The organism is Aeromonas sp. R7-1, from assembly GCF_040908115.1.
Lineage (GTDB): Bacteria > Pseudomonadota > Gammaproteobacteria > Enterobacterales > Aeromonadaceae > Aeromonas > Aeromonas caviae.
This window is the reverse complement of record NZ_JBFODD010000046.1, coordinates 89,392-108,439: the sequence shown is the minus strand read 5'-3', so window position 1 is coordinate 108,439 and position 19,048 is coordinate 89,392. Positions and strand designations below refer to the sequence as shown.

Sequence of the window (19,048 nt, the reverse complement as noted above, 5' to 3'; positions counted from 1 at the left end):
CTCGGCTCCCTGTTGATTCTACTCGCTTTCTTGTCGCAGGTTCGTCAAATCCAGCTTGGCTGCTTCGCCTCGAAGGCGCTGATGGCGGCCTCGTGCTGCAGGGTCAGACCGATGGCATCCAGCCCGTTGAGCAGACAGTAGCGACGGAACTCGTCGATTTCGAAGCCGAACGTGAGGCTGCCTGCACGCACCTGGTTGGCCTCCAGATCCACTTCGATCTCGATGCCCGGCTGGGCGGCGACCAGCTGGAACAGGGCGTCGACCTCCTCCTCCTTCAGACGAACCGGCACCATGCCGTTGTTGATGGCGTTGCCGTAGAAGATGTCGGCAAAGCTCGGGGCGATCATGGTCTTGAAGCCGTAGTCCGCCAGCGCCCAGGGGGCGTGCTCGCGACTCGAGCCGCAGCCGAAGTTCTCGCGGGCCAACAGGATGCTGGCACCGGCGAATTGCGGTTTGTTCAGCACGAACTCCGGGTTGGGCTGCTCCCCTGCATCGTCCAGGAAGCGCCAGTCGTGGAACAGGTGCTTGCCAAAGCCGATGCGGTTCACTTTCTGCAGGAACTGCTTGGGAATGATGGCGTCGGTGTCGACGTTGGCGCTGTCGAGGGGAACGACGATCCCTTTATGCTGTTTGAAACCTGTCATCATGTTCTCCTTGTCGTTACAGCGCACGAATGTCGGCGAAGCGGCCGGTGACGGCGGCGGCGGCGGCCATGGCCGGGCTCACCAGGTGGGTGCGACCGGCACGACCCTGACGCCCCTCGAAGTTGCGGTTGCTGGTGGAGGCGCAGCGCTCCCCCGGTTGCAGCCGGTCGTTGTTCATGGCCAGACACATGGAGCAGCCGGGCAAGCGCCACTCAAAGCCTGCCTCGATGAAGATCTTGTCCAGCCCCTCGGCCTCGGCCTGGGCCTTCACCTGCTCGGAGCCCGGTACCACCAGGGCCTGTACCCCTGCGGCCACCTTGCGACCGCGGGCGATGGCGGCGGCAGCGCGCAGATCCTCGATGCGGCTGTTGGTGCACGAACCGATGAACACCTTGTCGATGGCCACGTCGGAGAGCTTCTGGCCCGGTTGCAGGTCCATGTAGGCGAGGGCCTTGCGGGCGGACTGCTGCTCCACCGGATCGGCGAAGGATTCCGGTGCAGGGATGGGCTCATTGACGGCGATCACCTGGCCCGGGTTGGTGCCCCAGGTCACTTGCGGGGCGATGTCGGCGGCGTCGAGCACCACTTCGGCGTCGAAGTGGGCACCTTCGTCGCTCTTGAGGGTCAGCCAGTAGGCGATGGCCTGTTCCAGCGCCTCCCCCTTGGGAGCGAACTCCTTGCCACGGATGTAGTCGATGGTGGTCTGGTCGGGGGCAATCATGCCCGCTTTGGCGCCGAGCTCGATGGCCATGTTGCACACCGTCATGCGCCCTTCCATGGTGAGCCCCTCGATGGCTTCACCGGCGAACTCCACCACGTAGCCGGTCCCGCCTGCATGACCCACCTTGCCGATGATGGCGAGCACCACGTCCTTGGCGCTGATGCCCTCGGCCAGCTTGCCGTTGACAGAGATACGCATGGTCCTGGCGCGGCCCTGTTTCAGGGTCTGGGTGGCCATTACGTGTTCCACCTCGGAGGTGCCGATACCGAACGCGAGCGACCCGAAGGCGCCGTGGGTGGCGGTGTGGGAGTCACCGCAGACGATGGTGGTGCCGGGCAATGTGATGCCGAGCTCGGGGCCCATCACGTGGACGATGCCCTGGTACTTGTGGTTCAAGTCATAGAGACGAACCCCGAACGCCTTGCAGTTGGCGGCGAGCGTCTCCATCTGGATGCGTGCCATCTCACCGGAGGCGGCGATGTCCTTGGTGGTGGTGGAGACGTTGTGATCCATGGTGGCCCAGGTCAGATCCGGGCGACGCAGCTGGCGGTTCATGGCGCGCAGGCCGTCGAATGCCTGGGGGCTGGTCACTTCATGCACCAGATGACGGTCGATGTAGATGAGAGGGGTTTCCCCTTCCACTTCCCGCACCACGTGGGCGTCGAACACTTTCTGATAGAGGGTCTTGGACATTGCTCGGTTTCCTTGTTATCGATGCCGTGGGGTCAGATGCGCGCGGCGATCTGGCTGCCCATGTCGGCCGTGCTCTGCACCGGGTGCGTGGCGCTGGCCTGATGCAGGTCGGCGGTGAAATAGCCTTCTGCCAGGGTCTGGGCCACGGCCTGCTCGATGGCCTGGGCGGCGGCTTCCTGGCCGAGACTGTAACGCAGCATCAGGGCGGCGGAGAGGATCTGGGCGATGGGATTCGCAATCCCCTTGCCGGCGATATCCGGGGCCGAGCCACCGGCCGGCTCGAACAGACCGAAGCCGGATTCGTTGAGGCTGGCGGAGGGGAGCAGGCCCATGGAGCCGGTGATCATGGCGCACTCGTCGGAGAGGATGTCACCGAACAGGTTGGAGCAGAGCAGCACGTCGAACTGGGACGGATCCTTGATGAGCTGCATGGTGGCGTTGTCGATGTACATGTGGTTCAGGGCCACGTCCGGGTAGGACTTGGCGACCTCGGTCACCACCTCGCGCCACAGGATGGAGGAGGCGAGCACGTTGGCCTTGTCGATGGAGGTGACCCTGGCTTTGCGCACCCGGGCCGATTCAAACGCTATCTTGGCGATGCGCTCGATCTCGAAGCGGTGGTACACCTCGGTGTCGAAGGCCTTCTCGGTGGCGCCTTCCCCTTCACGCCCCTTGGGCTGGCCGAAATAGATGCCGCCGGTCAGCTCGCGCACGCAGGCGATGTCGAAGCCGCGATCGGAGATGTCGGCACGCAGCGGGGAGAACTGCTCCAGACCGGTGTAGATGCGGGCCGGGCGCAGGTTGCAGAACAGTTTGAAGTGGGCACGCAGGGGCAGCAGGGCACCGCGCTCCGGCTGATCGTTGGGCGGCAGGTGCTCCCACTTGGGGCCGCCCACCGATCCGAACAGCACCGCATCGGCCGCTTCGCAGCCTTTGATCGTGCTCTGGGGCAGCGGTGTGCCGTGGTTGTCGATGGCGATGCCGCCGACGTCGTGACGGTCATAGTCGAGGGAGAAGCCGAATTTGGTCTGCACCTTTTCCAGTACCTTGATGGCCTCTGCCATCACTTCCGGGCCAATGCCGTCACCCGGCAATACTGCGATCCGATAACTGCTCATACTCTCTCCGTCTTGATAGTGTGATTCCGTTTCATCCGGGAGGCCGGTCCGGACCACTGCCCAGGCCCCGGTCCTCCCCATGTCATGCTGTCATCTTGTCCGGCGGCGGGCTCAGACGGTTTCCGATTTGATGGGGTTGTTGCGCTCCATCTGTTCGGCCACCTGGTCCGCGCGCCAGATGCTGTTAATCACGTGGACCAGGGCCTGGGCTGAGGATTCGATGATGTCGGTGGCCAGCCCCATGCCGTGGAACTTGCGCCCCTTGTACTCGGCGACGATGTCCACCTGGCCGAGGGCGTTCTTGCCCTCGCCCTTGCCCTTGAGTTCGTATTTATCGATGCGGATCTCGTAGCCGGTGATGCGGTTGATGCACTGGTAGACCGCATCCACCGGGCCGTTGCCGGTGGCGGCCTCGCACACCAGATCCTGGCCTACCTTGAGCTTGACCGAGGCTGTGGCGAGCACCGAGCTGCCGCTCTGCACGCCGAGGTACTCCAGCTTGAAGTGCTCAGGCTCCTCGTGGATCTGGCTGAAGAAGGCGAGGGCCTCCAGGTCGTAGTCGAACACCTGGCCCTTCTTGTCGGCCAGGGTGAGGAACTTGGCGTAGAGATCGTCGAGATCGTAGCTGCTCTCGGCGTAGCCCATGGACTCCATCCGGTGCTTGATGACGTGGCGGCCGGAGCGGGAGGTCATGTTGAGGTTGTTCTGGGTGAGACCGATGCTCTCGGGGGTGATGATTTCATAGGTGTTCTTCGCCTTGAGCACGCCGTCCTGATGGATGCCTGAGCTGTGGGAGAAGGCGTTGGCGCCGACGATGGCCTTGTTGGGCTGCACCGGCATGTTGCAGATTTGACTGACGAGGGTGCTGGTGCGGTGGATCTCGCTGTGGCGGATGTTGGTGTGTACCCCGAGCAGGTCGGCGCGGGTTTTCAGGATCATCGCGACCTCTTCCAGAGAGCAGTTGCCAGCACGCTCGCCGATGCCGTTGATGGTGCACTCGATCTGGCGGGCCCCCATCTGCACGGCACTGATGGAGTTGGCCACCGAGAGGCCCAGATCGTCGTGGCAGTGCACCGAGATGATGGCCTTGTCGATGTTGGGTACCCGGTTGAACAGGGTGTGGATGATGCTGGAGAATTCGGTCGGCACCGTGTAGCCCACGGTGTCAGGAATGTTGATGGTGCGGGCGCCGGCCTTGATGGCGGCTTCCACCATGCGGCACAGGTTGTCTATCGGGGTGCGGCCCGCATCTTCGCAGGAGAACTCCACGTCATCGGTGTAGCGCAAGGCGTGCTTGATGGCGCCGACCCCCATCTCCAGCACGTCTTCGAAGCTCTTTTTCAGCTTGCTCTCCACGTGGATGGAGGAGGTGGAGATAAAGGTGTGGATGCGAAATGCCTCTGCCACTTTCAAGGCTTCGCCGGCGGCATCGATGTCTTTTTGCAGGGCGCGAGCCAGGGCGCAGACCCGGCTGTTCTTGATGTGACGGGCGATGGTCTGAACCGATTGAAAATCGCCGGGGGAGGAGACGGGGAAACCCACTTCCATGATATCGACACCGAGCCGCTCCAGCGCCTGGGCGATCTGCAGCTTCTCCTTGACCGTCAAGCTGGCCGACAGCGCCTGCTCACCATCACGCAAGGTGGTGTCGAATATGATGACCCGATCTGACATGTGACTTCCCTCTTCCTAAGTTCGCTGCGTGCATCCTGCATGGCATAAAAAAACCCGTGCGGGGTGCACGGGTTTCTGTAAATTCCGGCTATGCCTTAGCCCGGCTACAAGGATCCCGCGCGAGGAGTCGCGATTAGGGAGAGCAGTAGTAGCGGAGCGGCAATACGCATGATGTCTCAATCCTTCCAGTCGATAACGCTACTACCAATAACGAGATTTTTATGCTGTGTCAACCGGAATGGACAGGTTCAATTCACTGGTTTATTTAATCGGATTGTAAAGGAGTGCAAATTCTCTTGTCCCATATTCGGTTCATGCCTGATTATCTGGTCATTCCTGCTGTACTCGATCACCCGCACAATCAGATCGACTTATCAGCCCTTGCTGAATTATCTGAGGTATTCCATGGAAAAACGCAGACCTGGCCGTCCAGTCGGACGTTCCGACATTCGTGACAAGCTGCTTGCCGCCGCACGCGAACGTTTTCTCAACACCCCCTACAGCAAGGTGACGACCCGCGAGATTGCCGAGCTGGCAGGCTCCAATCTGGCGATGATCCACTACTACTTCGGCAGCAAGGAAGGCCTCTACAAGGCGGTGCTGGGGGATGTGGCCGAGCCCCTCGAGCAAGCCTGGCACGACGAGAGCAGCAACCGCAGCCTGACCGATCTGCTCAACACCTACTATCAGGTGATGGCGCCCAACAGCGAGCTGACCTCCGCCATCTCCAGCGCATTGTCCACTGAAAAGAGCCCGGGGCGTGATTTTGTGCTGAGCCGCCTGCTGGATCGCCAACTTCCCCAGTTCGATGCCCTGCTCGAATCCATGCGCTCTAACGGCCAGCTGGCGGACAACCTGGACCCCGAGATGCTGAAGATCTCCTTCCTCAGCATGATGTGGCAGCCCTTCGTGATGAAGGATCTCTACGAGCAGGTGTTTGGGCTGACGGTGGACGAGCACTTCATGAGCCGCCTCGCGGCCCACAACTGCCGCCTGATGGAAAACGGCCTGCGCGGTGCCCTGAACTGACTTTTCCGGGATGACGGATGAAAAAGGGCCCCTGGGCCCTTTTTTTCATCAATCTGTTATCTGGGCGTCAACGAAGTGTCATGCCGCCCTCCTAGTCTGCACTCAGGATGCAAGGGAGGGCCGTGATGAACAAGATCCAGCAATGGGACCTGCGGGTGTGCCGTGTCTGCCTGCTTCATCCCTACAACCAGCCGCAGGCCAGGATAAGCCGGCTTGTCTCCCGTACCGGTGACGGCCCCCTCTATGCCGTGGCGGCCTGCCTGCTCTGGTGGCAGGGGAGCGCCGGGCAAGAGGCGGTCAGGGTGGCGCTCTGGGCGTTTGCCCTCGAGTTGCCGCTCTACCTGCTGCTCAAGAATGCCCTCAAACGCCAGCGCCCGGCAGGGCTGCCTGTCTTCATCACCCCGTCGGATCGTTACAGCCTGCCCTCGGGCCATACCGCGGCCGCCTTTCTGATGGCGACCGTAGTGGCCGCCAGTTTCCCGCTCTGGGCACCGCTGCTGTTTGTCTGGGCCGCGCTGGTGGGGGCGTCCCGCCTGCTGCTCGGGGTGCATTATCTGAGTGATCTGGTGGCCGGGGCGCTGCTTGGCGGTGGTTGCGCCCTCTGGGCGCTGGGTTGGAGCCAGGGATGAGGATACTGTTCGGCGTTCAGGGGACCGGCAACGGCCACATCAGTCGTAGCCGGACCCTGGCGCGCGCATTGAAGAGCAGGGGCGTGGCGGTGGACTATCTGTTCAGCGGGCGCGCCGCCGACGGCTACTTCGAGATGGGGGAGTTCGGGGATTATCGCACCTTCCCCGGTATCACTTTCGCCAGCCATCAGGGGCGCATCTCGGGCTGGCGCACCCTCAAGGGACTCTCTCCCCTGCGTTTCTGGCAAGATCTGCGTACCCTCGATTGCCGCGAGTACGATCTGGTCATCAGCGACTTCGAGCCGCTCAGTGCCCATGCTGCTCGCCGCTGGGGCAAACCCAGCCTCACCATCAGCCATCAGGCGAGCTTCGACTGGCCGATCCCGCGCTGGGGGGAGAGCGGTTTCAACCGCCAGCTGATGCGCCATTTTGCGCCGGTACGCCAGTCCCTGGGACTGCACTGGTTCCATTTCGGCCAGCCCCTGCTGCCTCCCATCGTCGATCCCCTCGAGCCGGTGCCGGACAACCAGCAGATCCTGGTCTATCTGCCATTCGAGCAGACAGAGACGATCGCGGCCCTGTTGTCGCGTTTCAGCACGCAGTCGTTCATCTGCTTCCATCCCGAGGTGCGCAAGCGCAGCGAGTGGCGCAACATCCGCTTTGAACCTCAGGCCAGAGAGGGGTTCAAGCTGGCGCTGGCCGGTTGTCGCGGGGTCATCAGCAATGCGGGATTCGAGCTTGCCTCCGAGGCGCTCTCCCTTGGCAAGAAGCTGCTGGTCAAACCCCTGGGTGGCCAGTTCGAGCAGTTGACCAACGGCAGGACCCTGGAGCTGATGGGGCTGGCCCAGTTGATGGACAGCCTGGATGCCAATGCGGTGCGAAGCTGGCTGGAGGCCCCTTCTCCTGGCAGAGTACGCTATCCCGATGTGGCAGGAGAGCTGGCCGACTGGTTGCTGGCCGGGGCAGGGGAGGAGGTGGGGGCGCTCTCCCGCCGCCTCTGGGGCAGGACTCTCTTTCCGGAGGAGGTGTGTGACAGCCTGGGGGAGCTTGCCAGCCGTACCGGCCAGGAGCGTCCCTGGTTATCCCAACTCAGCGCCTTTGACTAAACTGAGTCGATCCCACCACGGAGAGGACGGACACCATGCGCTTTACCAATGAAAACGGCGACACCATGACCCTGGCAGACAATCTCACCCTGCATGAGCTGCTCGACATGGGTGTCAGCATCTCGGTCTGCGAAGAGACGGATCCGGATCAGCAGATCTGGCTGGCAGAACCCGAAGACGAGCAGTGAAACCAGCCAGTTTTTGACGGCCCACCCCCTCGGGGTGGGCCGTTTATTTTGTTCCTCACCGACGCGGGCAGCATGATCCGCTGGTTGTTCCCCCCAGGGCCCCTCTTTGTTGCCCGCCTGGTGGCCAAGTCACTGAATGTTAATAGCTGTTTGAAATTTATGACTGTTATGGCCAGACAAAGCCGTGGACAAGCGTTCACGGGCGGGTTAAGTTGGTTTTTCACCCGCTTTTCGGGTGAATGATGGAAAACCCCTATTTTTCTACTATCGACGGCTCCGAACTCGCCTGATCTGCCTGCAGACAACAACAAGACTCGGATCGGCGCTGCCGGGAAGCAGCGGACTGTCGATAGCTTTCGCTTAACGGAGCAAAGCCTGGAGGGCTTTATCATGGAGATGTTATCAGGCGCCCAGATGGTGGTTAGAGCGCTGGAAGATCAGGGAGTGGAACACGTTTTCGGCTACCCTGGTGGCTCAGTGCTCGACATCTATGACGCTCTCTTCGAAAACGGCAAGATGGAGCATGTCCTGGTGCGGCATGAGCAGGCCGCAGTGCACATGGCGGACGGTTACGCCCGCTCCACCGGCAAGGTGGGCACTGTGCTGGTGACCTCGGGTCCCGGCGCCACCAACTGCATCACGGGGATCGCCACCGCCTACATGGATTCCATTCCCTTGGTGATCCTGTCCGGCCAGGTGCCGACCAGCATGATCGGGGAGGATGCGTTCCAGGAGACCGACATGATCGGCATCTCCCGCCCGGTGGTGAAGCACAGCTTCCTGTGCAAGAAAGCCAGCGACATTCCCGAGGCCATCAAGAAGGCCTATTACATTGCCGCCAGTGGCCGCCCGGGGCCCGTGGTGGTGGATCTGCCCAAAGACGTGCAGAATCCGAAAGAGAAGTTCCCCTATCAGTATCCCGAGTCGGTTTCCTTGCGCTCCTACAATCCGACCAAGGCCGGACACAAGGGCCAGATCAAGCGGGCTGCCAAGCTGCTGACCGAGGCGAGCCGCCCGGTCATGTACGTGGGTGGCGGCGCCATCAACGCCAATGCGGATCACCTGGTGACCAAGCTGGCGGAGCTGCTGAACCTGCCGGTGACTACCACGCTCATGGGGCTGGGCGCCTTCTCCGGCACCCATCCGCAGTTCATTGGCATGCTCGGCATGCACGGTACCTTTGAAGCGAACAAGAGCATGCACAACGCGGATCTCATCTTCGCCGTGGGTGCCCGCTTCGATGACCGCGTGACCAACAACGTAGCCAAGTTCTGCCCCAACGCCACCATAGTCCACATCGACATCGACCCCACCTCCATCTCCAAGACGGTACAGGCCCATGTGCCCATCGTCGGCTCGGTGGAAACCGTGCTGGAACAGATGCTGGAAGTGATCCGCGAGTGCGGCTTTGACAACGACAAGCAGGCGCTGGCGGACTGGTGGGAGCAGATAAACCAGTGGCGTTCCCGCAACTGCCTGGCTTACGAGACCCATCCCACCCTGATCAAGCCGCAGCAGGTCATCGAGACTCTCTACAAGGTGACCAAGGGGGAGGCGTTCGTTGCCTCCGACGTGGGTCAGCACCAGATGTTTGCCGCTCTCTACTACCCGTTTGCCAAGCCGCGTCAGTGGATCAACTCCGGCGGTCTCGGCACCATGGGCTTTGGCATTCCCGCCGCCATGGGGGCCCAGTTTGCCAACCCGGAAGCCGTGGTCTGCTGCGTCACCGGCGACGGCTCGGTGCAGATGAACATCCAGGAGCTCTCCACCTGCATGCAGTACGGGGTGCCCATCAAGATCATCTCCATCAACAACCGTGCGCTGGGCATGGTCAAGCAGTGGCAGAAGATGTTCTACGGTGGCCGCCACAGCCACTCCTACATGGAATCCCTGCCTGACTTCGTCAAGCTGGCGGAAGCCTATGGCCACGTCGGCATCGCGGTGAGCGATCCGGCGGAGCTGGAGAGCGCCATGGAGAAGGCCTTTGCCATGAAGGACAGACTGGTGTTCATGGACATCTCGGTCGATCCGGACGAGCACGTCTATCCGATGCAGATCAAATTTGGTGCCATGGACGAGATGTGGCTGAGCAAGACGGAGAGAACCTGATGAGACATATAATTTCCGTTCTGCTGGAGAACGAATCCGGCGCCCTGAGCCGGGTGGTGGGCCTCTTCTCCCAGCGCGGCTACAACATCGAGACCCTGACGGTGGCCCCCACCGAGGATCCCACCCTGTCCCGCATGACCATCGTCACCATGGGGGATGAGCGGGTGCTGGAGCAGATCCAGAAGCAGCTGCACAAGCTGGTGGACGTGCTCAAGGTGTGTGACCTGAGCGAGGGTGAGCACATCGAGCGGGAGATCGCGCTGGTCAAGGCGCGCGCCGCCGGTGGTGCACGTGACGAACTGAAGCGGCTGGCGGACATCTTCCGTGGCCAGATCGTCGACGTCACCCCCGAGCTCTACACGGTGCAGCTCGTCGGGACCAGCGAAAAGCTGGACGCCTTCATCAAGACGGCTGCCCAGACCAACGAGATCATCGAAGTGGTGCGCTCCGGTGTCTGCGGCATCTCCCGGGCGGACAAATCCCTGCGTCCCTGATGTGGCCGGATGTGAAAATAGCTGTTCAAGGGCTCTTCGGAGCCCTTTTTCGTGTCTGGCAGCGTTGCGGGCAAGTGGGGGGCCGGTAGGGATGCAGGCCACAGCATCAGGGGGCTATCGAGGGGGTGAAAGAGAAGGGGGAAGGGAGGGCCTTCACCTGTCATTTTCTTTCAAATGATCGGTAAACTATCCACAAAAGCTGTGGAAAACTCTGTAGATTAGCGGTGTGTCTGGCGTTAGTCTCATGATCTTAAAGGGATATTTCAATTTGATCCTGGCTGGATCGCATTTGTGCAATCCCCTGGCGAGGGTGTGAGCGTTTGCTTATCCCTCGTGCCTTGCCAAGGGCGGAACGCGGATCTGTCCGTGGATCCGGACGGGATCCCGATCTGATCTTGCGGATCAACATTTCTGGGCGCGAGCCATAAAAAAACCCGCCTCTCGGCGGGTTTTTCATTGCATCGGACTGCGGGTCGATTACTCGGCCTGGGCTGCCTGGATGCCGGTCAGGGCGATGGTGTAGACGATGTCGTCCACCAGGGCGCCACGGGAGAGGTCGTTGACCGGCTTGCGCATGCCTTGCAGCATGGGGCCGATGGAGACCAGCTCGGCGGAGCGCTGTACCGCCTTGTAGGTGGTGTTGCCGGTGTTCAGATCCGGGAACACGAACACGGTGGCCTTGCCGGCAACCGGGGAGTTCGGTGCCTTGGACTTGGCGACGTTCTCCATGATGGCCGCATCGTACTGCAGCGGGCCGTCGATGATGAGGTCGGGACGCTTGGCCTTGGCCAGCTCGGTCGCTTCACGCACTTTCTCCACATCCGCGCCGGCGCCGGAGGTGCCGGTGGAGTAGGAGATCATGGCCACGCGCGGCTCGATGCCGAAGGCGGCAGCGGAGTCGGCGGACTGGATGGCGATCTCGGCCAGTTGCTCGGCGGTGGGATCCGGGTTGATGGCGCAGTCACCGTAGACCAGCACCTGATCCGGCAGCAGCATGAAGAAGATGGAGGAGATCAGGGAAGAGCCCGGGGCGGTTTTGATGATCTGCATCGGCGGACGGATGGTGTTGGCAGTAGTGTGCACTGCGCCGGATACCAGACCGTCAACTTCATTGCGCTCCAGCATCATGGTACCCAGTACCACGTTGTCTTCCAGCTGCTCGCGGGCAACCACTTCGGTCATGCCCTTGTTCTTGCGCAGCTCGACCAGACGGGCCACGTAACGCTCGCGTACGGCAACGGGATCGATGATCTCGACGCGGTCGGTCAGGATCACGCCCTGCTGTTCAGCGACGCGGCGGATCTCATCCGGGTTGCCCAGCAGCACCGGACGGGCGATACCGCGCTCGGCACAGATGGCGGCCGCCTTGATGGTGCGCGGCTCTTCCCCTTCCGGAAGCACGACGCGCTTGTTGGCCTGACGGGCCAGCTCGGTCAGCTGATAGCGGAAAGCCGGCGGGCTCAGGCGACGGGAGCGGGTGGACTTGGCGGAGAGAGACTCGATCCAGTGCTTGTCGATGTGACCAGCAACGTAGTCCTGCACCAGCTCGATACGCTCGCGGTCATCTTCCGGGATGTCGACGTTGAAGTTCTGCAGGCTGACAGCGGTCTGCCAGGTGTTGGTGCCGGTGATCATGATCGGCAGACCGGTGGCCATGGCCTGTTGGCACAGGGCCATCACCTGGGGTTCCGGATGGTAGTTGCCGGTCAGCAGCAAGGCACCCAGCTTGACGCCGTTCATGGCGGACAGGCAGGCGGAGACGATGACGTCGGAACGGTCGCCGGAGGTCACCAGCAGGCTGCCCGGACGGAAGTGCTCGATCATGTTGTGGATGGAGCGGGCGCAGAAGGTCACGGTCTGCAGGCGGCGGCTTTCCAGCTCACCCTTGTTGATGATCTTGGCGGCCAGGTGCTTGGCGAGATCCTTGGCGCGCGGTGCGATCAGCTGGGTGTTCCAGGGAATGCAGCCGAGGATGCGCAGCGGACTCTTGCCGAAGACCTGCAGCACTTCCAGGTTGTGGCCGGTATCGGCGCCGTGGTGGTGCGCTTCGAACATCTCGGTCAGGTCGGGACGGGTCACGCCGTGCTCGTCAACCGGGGCACCCACCTTGTTGATGACGCAGCCCACGATGCGCGGGTTGTTGACGCCACCGAAGTTGGAGCAGGCCAGCTCGATGCGCTCTTTGAGCTTCTGGCTGGAGTCGTTGCCCGGATGGGTCACGAACACCATGTCGGCATCCAGCGCCTTGGCGACGTCGTAGTTCAGCTTGTTGGCAAAGGGTTGCTTGTCGGTCGGAACCAGGCCCTCGATCACCACCACTTCGGCGCCGCTGGTCTTCACGTGCTCTTCGAAGCGGGCCACGATCTCTTCCAGCAGGATGTCGGTGTTGCTGGAGGTGATCATGTTCTCGGCGTAGGAGAGGGCGAACGGCTCGGGCGGGTTGATGTTGGCAGCGGCGCGGATCACGGCGGTGGAGCGCTCGGTACCGGTTTCACCCGGACGCGGCTGGGCGACCGGTTTGAAGAAGCTGACATTGACACCGTGACGTTCCATGGCGCGAACGACGCCAAGACTCACGGAGGTTACGCCGACACCAGTGCCGACCGGGATGAGCATAATAGTGCGTGCCACTTATTACCCCTTGTTCATTTTTTGGGATCAGGAAAAGGCCGCCCTGGGGCGGCCTTGCTCTACAGCTAATTTATGCGCCGACCAGTTCCAGCGCGTCGTGGGCGATGACCCACTCTTCGTTGGTCGGGATAACCAGGGCCTTGGTGGAACCAGCCCTGGTGATCTCGCCGCCCTTGCCGAAGCGAGCCTTCAGGTTGGCGTCGTGGTCGACGTCAAAGCCCAGCAGGCCCAGCTTGTTCAGGGTGATCTCACGGATCGGGGCGGAGTTCTCGCCGATGCCGCCGGTGAAGACCACGGCATCCAGACGACCGTCCATGGCGGCGGCGTAGGCACCGATGTACTTGGCCAGACGGTAGCAGTACACGTCCATGGCGCGCTTGGCTTCTTCCTTGCTGTCGTAGTTGTCTTCAACGAAACGGCAGTCGGAGGTGACTTCGGTCAGACCCTGCAGGCCGGACTCCTTGGTCAGCATGGTGTTGATCTCGGCGACGCTCATGCCCAGCTTGTCGTGCAGGAAGAAGATGATGGCCGGATCGATGTCACCGGAACGGGTACCCATCACCAGGCCTTCCAGCGGGGTCAGGCCCATGGAGGTGTCGACGGACTGGCCGTTCTTGATGGCGCAGACAGAGCCGCCGTTGCCCAGGTGGCAGTTGATGATGTTGAGCTCTTCCACCGGCTTGTTCAGCTGCTTGGCCGCTTCCAGGCTGATGTAGTAGTGGCTGGTGCCGTGGGCGCCGTAGCGACGGATGCCGTTCTCTTTGTAGAGCTTGTACGGCAGGGCGTACAGGAAGGCTTCTTCCGGCATGGTCTGGTGGAAGGCGGTGTCGAACACGGCGACGTTCTTCTCGGCCAGTTCCGGGAAGACCTTCAGGGCGGCACGGATACCGATCAGGTGAGCCGGGTTGTGCAGCGGTGCGTAAGGAATGGCGGCTTCGATGCCGGCAATGACGTCATCACAGATGCGAACGGAGGAGGTGAAACGCTCGCCGCCGTGTACCACGCGGTGGCCGATGGCGATCAGGTTCTTGGACAGTTCCGGGTTGAGCGGCAGGATCTTGTGAACGATGAAGTCCAGCGCTTCCTGGTGAGCGGCACCGGCACCCAGATCAGCGTTGCCTTTCTCGCCGTTCAGCTTCCACTTGATGCGGGCGTCGTCGAGGTTGAAGCATTCGGCCAGGCCGGACAGCAGGTCATCACCGGTGGTTGCGTCAATGACAGCAAACTTCAGGGACGAGCTGCCACAGTTAAGAACAAGAACCAGCTTACTCATGAATAAATCCTATCGCAGATTGGGTTGGGTTGGAGGATGCGCCGGACGCGGTGCGTCCAAAAACTATCAACTTATCCTTATGAGGGTTGGCAATCTGTTGCTTGCCCCTTGTATAGTGATACAAGACCCGAAATTCAGACGTCCCTGACTGGTCAGTGGCCGTGCCCCAGCGTAAAAATGGGCGTACAAAGGATAACCTGATTGTTGAAAAATAACAAAGTCATCCTCAACCTTTGTTATTGCCTCTCAAATATTGTCGAGGTTTTGCCGTTAATGCGTTCGAAAAGAGCTCGGAGGTAGCATGAGCATGAACATTTTTGGAACTAAATTACAGCAAGGCCGTCATTATATGACTCTTTGGCCGCGCCGTCCCGAGCTTAATTCCATGTTCCCGGAGAATCGGGTGATCAAGGCCACCGAATTCGCCCTCAAGGTGATCCCGGCACTGGCGGTGCTCAGCGTCATGGTGCAGTTCCAGTTTGGCGAGCTTCATTACTGGCCCTCCGTGATGGCGTCCGTGCTCTTCCTGCTCAGCCTGCCGCTGCAAGGGTACTACTGGCTCGGCCAGCGCGCCGATACCCGGCTGCCCCCCTCCCTCGCCACCTGGTATCGGGAGATAAACGGCAAGATGAACGAGCAGGGCGGTCAACGTCAGCTGGTGGCCCGTCCCCGCTACGAAGAGCTGGCCGATACCCTCAACGCCGCCTTCAAGCAGCTGGACAAATCCTTCCTCTACGAATGACTTTCCGGAGTCAGACTGACGACAAAGGCGCCCTCAGGCGCCTTTTTCACATTCAGGCGGCCAGCACCTTGCTGATCTCCTGGATGGAGAGCTTGTACTGACGGGGGCACTGACGCCAGACCGCCAGCATGCGCTGGTACTTGTCCCGCATGGCGATGTCGCTGGAGAGCTCGTCGCAGGGGCAGGGCAGTTCGGGGAAACGCTTGTCCACTTCCAGCAGGAAGCAGACGTAATCCGCCAGTTCCCGCTCCTGGCTGCGGCTGTAGCCGTTGAAGGCAAGGCGGCTCTCGTTGACATCGGCCCGGGCGCTGGCATCCAGGTTGCCCCAGGAGATGGCCAGTGCATGGTGCAGCTCCAGAGTGTCCAGCACCTCCTGGCAGGTGGCGAGATCCAGATGGCCGAAGCTCTTCTCCAGCTCGAGGATCTGCAGGCAGTAGCCGCGCTCGACGATGGTGCTGGCACGCTGGTAAAACGCCGCCTTTTCCGGATTGAGTTTGGCCAGGATCTCGTACTGGTTGCTCAGGATCAGGCGTTCGGTGTGGCTCATGTTCATGGGCTGTCTCGCTGGAAAATGAATCTGGGGTCACGTTAACCCATATCCAGGATGAATTTTTTGATCTGAGAGGGGAGGTTGGCGAGAAAAGGGGGGAAGAGGTGCCCTGGTGGGCCGCCAGAGAGTGGGGCTGATGCCGTGGTGAAACGAGCAGGGCCCGCCATGGCGAGCCCTGCAACATTGCCGCTGGTGGCTTAGCCCTTGACGAGGTCGAGCACCACCTGATGGTGATCGCTGGTCTTGAACTTGTCGAAGCGATGGGCAACCTTGCCCTCTTCGTCGATGAGGAAACTCAGGCGATGAATGCCGTCATACTCCTTGCCCATGAACTTCTTCGGGCCCCAGACGCCAAAGGCATCGGCCACCGCGTGATCCTCATCTGCCAGCAGACGGAAGTTGAGGTTGTCGCGCTCCTCGAACTTTTTCAGGCGCTTGGCGCTGTCCGGGCTGATGCCGAGCACCACCACATTGAGGGCAGCCAGCTCGCTATTGACGTTGCGCAGACCGCAGGCCTGGGTGGTGCAACCCGGGGTCATCGCCTTGGGGTAGAAATAGACGAGCACCTTCTTGCCGCGCAGGTCGGCGAGGCGAACCTGATTGCCGTCCTGATCGGAGAGGGAGAAATCGGGGGCCTGGGTACCAGCTTCTAGTGGTGACATGGGGTCTCCTCGGATAAACGCCGTCAGGCGTACTTGTGATTGACGATGAATTCGAACGACTCGGCGCCCAGTCCACGACAGAAATCGGCGAAGGCTGTCTTCGAGCCGGGCTCTTCTCCCTGCTTGGAGAGATTCAACTGAAAGTTCGCCTTGAGCAGGTTGAAGGGCTGCTGTTCCAGGGTGATGGTCTGCATGGCCTGGATGTCCCAGCCGTGATCGCTGAAGAACTGGGTGCACTGACTTACGATGCCCGGCTGATCCCGGATCAGCACCTCTGCGCTGGCGCTGATGTCATATTGCAGGGAGTGGTGGCGCTCGGTGCGTTTCATCATGGTGATGAGATCCCACTCCTGGCTGCGCAGTGGGAGGCTGATTTCCAGTTGCATCAGGCTGTTCCAGTCACCGGACAGGAGCATGATGAAGGTGAATTCGTTGCCGAAGATGCCAAGACGGCTGTCGACAATGTTGCAACCGCAGCCACTGACGTGACGGGTCACCTCATTGACGATGCCAGGCCTGTCCGTGCCGATGGCCGTTACGACCAGGTAGTGAGTCATAAATCGTCTCTCGTCCATTATTGAGAATGCGTTGACCGCGGGTGCCGGCACCCTGCCGTGAGGCCTCTTGTGCGCTCGTGCATTCATACGTTTTGTGCCGGATGGTAACACGGCTTGTCCCGCGCCTCCCTTGTTTTTCAAAAGGGGCAGCTTTACCATTACGCCCCTGAAAATCGGGAGAATTATCCATGTTACGCGGTAGTATTGTTGCGCTCGTTACCCCCATGCTGCCCTCGGGCGACATCGATTGGGTCAGTCTGGCAGCGCTGGTGGAATATCATGTGGATGCCGGGACCAGCGCCATCGTCGCCGTGGGAACCACGGGAGAGTCGGTCACCCTGAGCGAGCAGGAACATATCGCCGTGGTTGAGAAGACGGTGGAATACGCCGCCGGACGCATTCCCGTCATCGCGGGCTGCGGCTCCAACAATACTGCTCACGCCATCGCCCTCTCCCGGCGTTTCGCCACCATGGGCGTGGTGGCGGGTCTCTCGGTGACCCCCTATTACAACAAACCCACCCAGGAAGGCCTCTATCGTCACTATTGTGCGATCGCCGAGGCTAGTGGTCTGCCTCAAATTCTCTATAATGTGCCCGGTCGTACCTGCTGTGACCTCAAACCCGAGACGGTGGCCCGTCTGGCCAAGGTGCCCGGCATCATAGGTTTGAAAGAAGCGACTGGCGATCTTGGCCGTACCCCGCTGCTGCGCGAACTGTGCGGGCCGGATTTTGCGCTTTATAGTGGCGATGACACCAGCGGATGTGATTTTATGCTGCAAGGGGGCGATGGTGTCATTTCGGTCACCACCAATATTGCGGCGCCCCAGATGGCCGACATGTGTCGTGCTGCCCTGGCCGGTGATGCCGGGCAGGCTCATGACATCAACAATCGATTGATGCCGTTGCATCAGACTCTGTTCTGTGAACCGAGTCCCATCCCGGTGAAATGGGCCTGTGCCCGGCTGGGATTGATGGCGACGGCGACCTTGCGTCTGCCCCTGACCGATCTCACCCCCGAGGGGGAAGCGGCGATGGCGCGAGCACTGACGACTGCGGAGTTGATGGCGAGTGTTTAAAGCAAATGGAAAGGGAAATGCAGTGCGCCTGGTACTGAGTGTCGCGACGGTGGCCGTGCTGGCTGCCTGCAGCTCACCCCAGGAACGCAAAATGGCCAACCGTGGCTTCGAGTATGAAGAGAGCCGCCTCGAAGGCCGTGCCTTCCTTGTGCCCGCCGGGTTGAGTACCCCCGCCTTTAACAGCAATTTCGACATTCCGGCCCTGCCCGAGAGCAGCCGTGAGGGCGCCCTCGGGGCCAAGGTGGACGTGCGTCCGCCCGCCCAGTTGCTCACCGTGGTGCCCGGCAGCCAGGTGGTGGCCAATGCCAGCGAGCCGACCGTCGCCTTCTATGCCCTCAGCACCTCCCAGAGCGTGGAGCGCGATACCTGGGCCTTCCTGATGAACTTCCTGGCCGAACACAAGGTCACCACCGAGAAGCTGGACCAGCAGGACGGCGTCTTGCAGACCGGCTGGTTTGACAACTCAGCGGTGCTCGATGGCTGGGCGGAAGATGACGATGACTTCAAGATCCGTCAGCGTTACCAGTTCACCCTGCGCAACGATGTGCAGCGCCACGCCATCAAGATGTCGGTACGGGTGCTGGATCACGAAGAGACCATCGACGGCGAGACCAGCACTGTGCTGACGCCGGCGGACGCCCAGCGTTATGCTACCCGCGCCCTGAACCAGTTCTCCCTCTATTACGACAAGCAGCTCAAGGCCCGTGAACAGCACAAGTCCAGCGATGGCATGGGGCTGGAGCTGGGTCTGGACAACAACGAGCTGAGCGCCTGGATTGCCGAAGGGTCGTTTGACCAGGTGTGGCGCCGCCTCAATCAGGTGCTGCCTGCCTATGGTTTCACCATCAAGGACACCCAGCAGTCCCTGGGCTGGATCGACGTGGAGTACGACGAGCCGGACAGCGAGTTCTGGAAGGCCAAGGGAGCGGAACCGTTCAAGCTCGAGGAAGACAAGTATCGCTTCCAGCTCGGCGAGATGACGGGCGGCAAGACCTCCATCACCCTGTTCGACAAAGACAAGAAGCCTGTCGCATCCGGTGTCATCTCCCAGATGTACATCAGCCTGTCCGAGGCCTTTGCCAAGGGCTTGGCCGATCAGGGGGCGAAGTAAGCATGGAAACAGGGGCCTCGCGCCCCTGTTTTGTTATGTCC

General features: G+C 61.2%; 18 protein-coding genes. 9 read left to right on the top strand and 9 right to left on the bottom strand.

Annotation, left to right across the window (positions count from 1 at the left end; genetic code table 11):
* Positions 1–44: 44 nt before the first annotated feature.
* The 4 genes from leuD to leuA form a co-directional block, all read right to left on the bottom strand.
* Positions 45–644 carry a 3-isopropylmalate dehydratase small subunit gene (gene leuD / locus AB5Y51_RS12300; RefSeq protein WP_039041180.1) on the bottom strand — a complete coding sequence of 200 codons (600 nt, stop codon included), beginning with the start codon at positions 642–644 and terminating at the stop codon, positions 45–47.
* A gap of 16 nt (positions 645–660) precedes the next feature.
* Complete coding sequence (gene leuC / locus AB5Y51_RS12295; protein ID WP_201925391.1) at positions 661–2,058, bottom strand: 3-isopropylmalate dehydratase large subunit; 1,398 nt, start codon at positions 2,056–2,058, stop codon at positions 661–663.
* A 32-nt stretch (positions 2,059–2,090) separates the two neighbouring features.
* Positions 2,091–3,176 carry a 3-isopropylmalate dehydrogenase gene (leuB, locus tag AB5Y51_RS12290; RefSeq protein WP_041211114.1) on the bottom strand — a complete coding sequence of 362 codons (1,086 nt, stop codon included), beginning with the start codon at positions 3,174–3,176 and terminating at the stop codon, positions 2,091–2,093.
* A gap of 111 nt (positions 3,177–3,287) precedes the next feature.
* The gene (gene leuA / locus AB5Y51_RS12285) at positions 3,288–4,850 is read right to left on the bottom strand and encodes a 2-isopropylmalate synthase (protein WP_368178510.1); all 1,563 of its coding nucleotides are present in this window, start codon (positions 4,848–4,850) and stop codon (positions 3,288–3,290) included.
* A 405-nt stretch (positions 4,851–5,255) separates the two neighbouring features.
* On the opposite strand from leuA, the gene AB5Y51_RS12280 reads away from it, so the two are divergent.
* The 6 genes from AB5Y51_RS12280 (at position 5,256) to ilvN (ending at position 10,405) form a co-directional block, all read left to right on the top strand.
* Entirely contained in the window at positions 5,256–5,879 is a 624-nt protein-coding gene (locus tag AB5Y51_RS12280; protein ID WP_010673155.1) for a TetR/AcrR family transcriptional regulator, read from the top strand.
* A 125-nt stretch (positions 5,880–6,004) separates the two neighbouring features.
* Positions 6,005–6,508: a phosphatase PAP2 family protein gene (locus tag AB5Y51_RS12275; protein ID WP_010673156.1), complete on the top strand. Its 504-nt coding sequence runs from the start codon at positions 6,005–6,007 to the stop codon at positions 6,506–6,508.
* Entirely contained in the window at positions 6,505–7,614 is a 1,110-nt protein-coding gene (locus tag AB5Y51_RS12270) for an MJ1255/VC2487 family glycosyltransferase (RefSeq protein WP_210537825.1), read from the top strand. The genes AB5Y51_RS12275 and AB5Y51_RS12270 overlap by 4 nt, the downstream gene beginning before the upstream one ends.
* Before the next feature lie 35 nt (positions 7,615–7,649).
* Positions 7,650–7,802: a hypothetical protein gene (locus AB5Y51_RS12265; RefSeq protein ID WP_010673158.1), complete on the top strand. Its 153-nt coding sequence runs from the start codon at positions 7,650–7,652 to the stop codon at positions 7,800–7,802.
* 390 nt (positions 7,803–8,192) lie between these two features.
* Positions 8,193–9,911 (top strand): acetolactate synthase 3 large subunit, encoded by a 1,719-nt coding sequence (locus AB5Y51_RS12260; RefSeq protein WP_010673159.1) that lies wholly within the window; start codon positions 8,193–8,195, stop codon positions 9,909–9,911.
* Positions 9,911–10,405: an acetolactate synthase small subunit gene (gene ilvN / locus AB5Y51_RS12255; protein WP_010673160.1), complete on the top strand. Its 495-nt coding sequence runs from the start codon at positions 9,911–9,913 to the stop codon at positions 10,403–10,405. Before AB5Y51_RS12260 ends, ilvN begins: the two co-directional genes overlap by 1 nt.
* A gap of 477 nt (positions 10,406–10,882) precedes the next feature.
* On the opposite strand, the gene pta is transcribed toward ilvN, so the two are convergent.
* Both pta and AB5Y51_RS12245 read right to left on the bottom strand, forming a co-directional pair.
* A complete protein-coding gene (gene pta, locus AB5Y51_RS12250) occupies positions 10,883–13,036 on the bottom strand; it encodes a phosphate acetyltransferase (RefSeq protein ID WP_041211116.1) in 2,154 nt (717 codons plus the stop codon).
* 70 nt (positions 13,037–13,106) lie between these two features.
* Positions 13,107–14,309: an acetate kinase gene (locus AB5Y51_RS12245; RefSeq protein WP_368178509.1), complete on the bottom strand. Its 1,203-nt coding sequence runs from the start codon at positions 14,307–14,309 to the stop codon at positions 13,107–13,109.
* 301 nt (positions 14,310–14,610) lie between these two features.
* On the opposite strand from AB5Y51_RS12245, the gene yfbV reads away from it, so the two are divergent.
* Positions 14,611–15,051, top strand: a complete 441-nt coding sequence (gene yfbV, locus AB5Y51_RS12240) for a terminus macrodomain insulation protein YfbV (protein ID WP_029313829.1) — start codon at positions 14,611–14,613, stop codon at positions 15,049–15,051.
* A gap of 52 nt (positions 15,052–15,103) precedes the next feature.
* Here the strand turns inward: yfbV and AB5Y51_RS12235 are convergent, their stop codons facing one another.
* The 3 genes from AB5Y51_RS12235 to AB5Y51_RS12225 form a co-directional block, all read right to left on the bottom strand.
* Positions 15,104–15,604: a YfbU family protein gene (locus AB5Y51_RS12235; protein ID WP_039040945.1), complete on the bottom strand. Its 501-nt coding sequence runs from the start codon at positions 15,602–15,604 to the stop codon at positions 15,104–15,106.
* A 194-nt stretch (positions 15,605–15,798) separates the two neighbouring features.
* Positions 15,799–16,263: a thioredoxin-dependent thiol peroxidase gene (gene bcp, locus AB5Y51_RS12230; RefSeq protein ID WP_368178508.1), complete on the bottom strand. Its 465-nt coding sequence runs from the start codon at positions 16,261–16,263 to the stop codon at positions 15,799–15,801.
* A 23-nt stretch (positions 16,264–16,286) separates the two neighbouring features.
* Entirely contained in the window at positions 16,287–16,820 is a 534-nt protein-coding gene (locus AB5Y51_RS12225; RefSeq protein WP_010673166.1) for a glycine cleavage system protein R, read from the bottom strand.
* A 188-nt stretch (positions 16,821–17,008) separates the two neighbouring features.
* Here AB5Y51_RS12225 and dapA point away from each other — a divergent pair, with 188 nt between their 5' ends.
* Positions 17,009–17,896, top strand: a complete 888-nt coding sequence (gene dapA / locus AB5Y51_RS12220; RefSeq protein ID WP_368178507.1) for a 4-hydroxy-tetrahydrodipicolinate synthase — start codon at positions 17,009–17,011, stop codon at positions 17,894–17,896.
* Positions 17,889–19,007 (top strand): outer membrane protein assembly factor BamC, encoded by a 1,119-nt coding sequence (gene bamC, locus AB5Y51_RS12215; protein ID WP_029313833.1) that lies wholly within the window; start codon positions 17,889–17,891, stop codon positions 19,005–19,007. Before dapA ends, bamC begins: the two co-directional genes overlap by 8 nt.
* The last annotated feature ends 41 nt before the right edge of the window (positions 19,008–19,048 follow it).

Excerpts from the sequence above, each read along its gene's own strand:
- leuD (WP_039041180.1), bottom strand. The coding sequence starts at position 644 with ATGACAGGTTTCAAACAGCATAAAGGGATCGTCGTTCCCCTCGACAGC.
- leuC (WP_201925391.1), bottom strand. The coding sequence starts at position 2,058 with ATGTCCAAGACCCTCTATCAGAAAGTGTTCGACGCCCACGTGGTGCGG.
- leuB (WP_041211114.1), bottom strand. The coding sequence starts at position 3,176 with ATGAGCAGTTATCGGATCGCAGTATTGCCGGGTGACGGCATTGGCCCG.
- leuA (WP_368178510.1), bottom strand. The coding sequence starts at position 4,850 with ATGTCAGATCGGGTCATCATATTCGACACCACCTTGCGTGATGGTGAG.
- AB5Y51_RS12280 (WP_010673155.1), top strand. The coding sequence starts at position 5,256 with ATGGAAAAACGCAGACCTGGCCGTCCAGTCGGACGTTCCGACATTCGT.
- AB5Y51_RS12275 (WP_010673156.1), top strand. The coding sequence starts at position 6,005 with ATGAACAAGATCCAGCAATGGGACCTGCGGGTGTGCCGTGTCTGCCTG.
- AB5Y51_RS12270 (WP_210537825.1), top strand. The coding sequence starts at position 6,505 with ATGAGGATACTGTTCGGCGTTCAGGGGACCGGCAACGGCCACATCAGT.
- AB5Y51_RS12265 (WP_010673158.1), top strand. The coding sequence starts at position 7,650 with ATGCGCTTTACCAATGAAAACGGCGACACCATGACCCTGGCAGACAAT.
- AB5Y51_RS12260 (WP_010673159.1), top strand. The coding sequence starts at position 8,193 with ATGGAGATGTTATCAGGCGCCCAGATGGTGGTTAGAGCGCTGGAAGAT.
- ilvN (WP_010673160.1), top strand. The coding sequence starts at position 9,911 with ATGAGACATATAATTTCCGTTCTGCTGGAGAACGAATCCGGCGCCCTG.
- AB5Y51_RS12245 (WP_368178509.1), bottom strand. The coding sequence starts at position 14,309 with ATGAGTAAGCTGGTTCTTGTTCTTAACTGTGGCAGCTCGTCCCTGAAG.
- yfbV (WP_029313829.1), top strand. The coding sequence starts at position 14,611 with ATGAGCATGAACATTTTTGGAACTAAATTACAGCAAGGCCGTCATTAT.
- AB5Y51_RS12235 (WP_039040945.1), bottom strand. The coding sequence starts at position 15,604 with ATGAACATGAGCCACACCGAACGCCTGATCCTGAGCAACCAGTACGAG.
- bcp (WP_368178508.1), bottom strand. The coding sequence starts at position 16,263 with ATGTCACCACTAGAAGCTGGTACCCAGGCCCCCGATTTCTCCCTCTCC.
- AB5Y51_RS12225 (WP_010673166.1), bottom strand. The coding sequence starts at position 16,820 with ATGACTCACTACCTGGTCGTAACGGCCATCGGCACGGACAGGCCTGGC.
- dapA (WP_368178507.1), top strand. The coding sequence starts at position 17,009 with ATGTTACGCGGTAGTATTGTTGCGCTCGTTACCCCCATGCTGCCCTCG.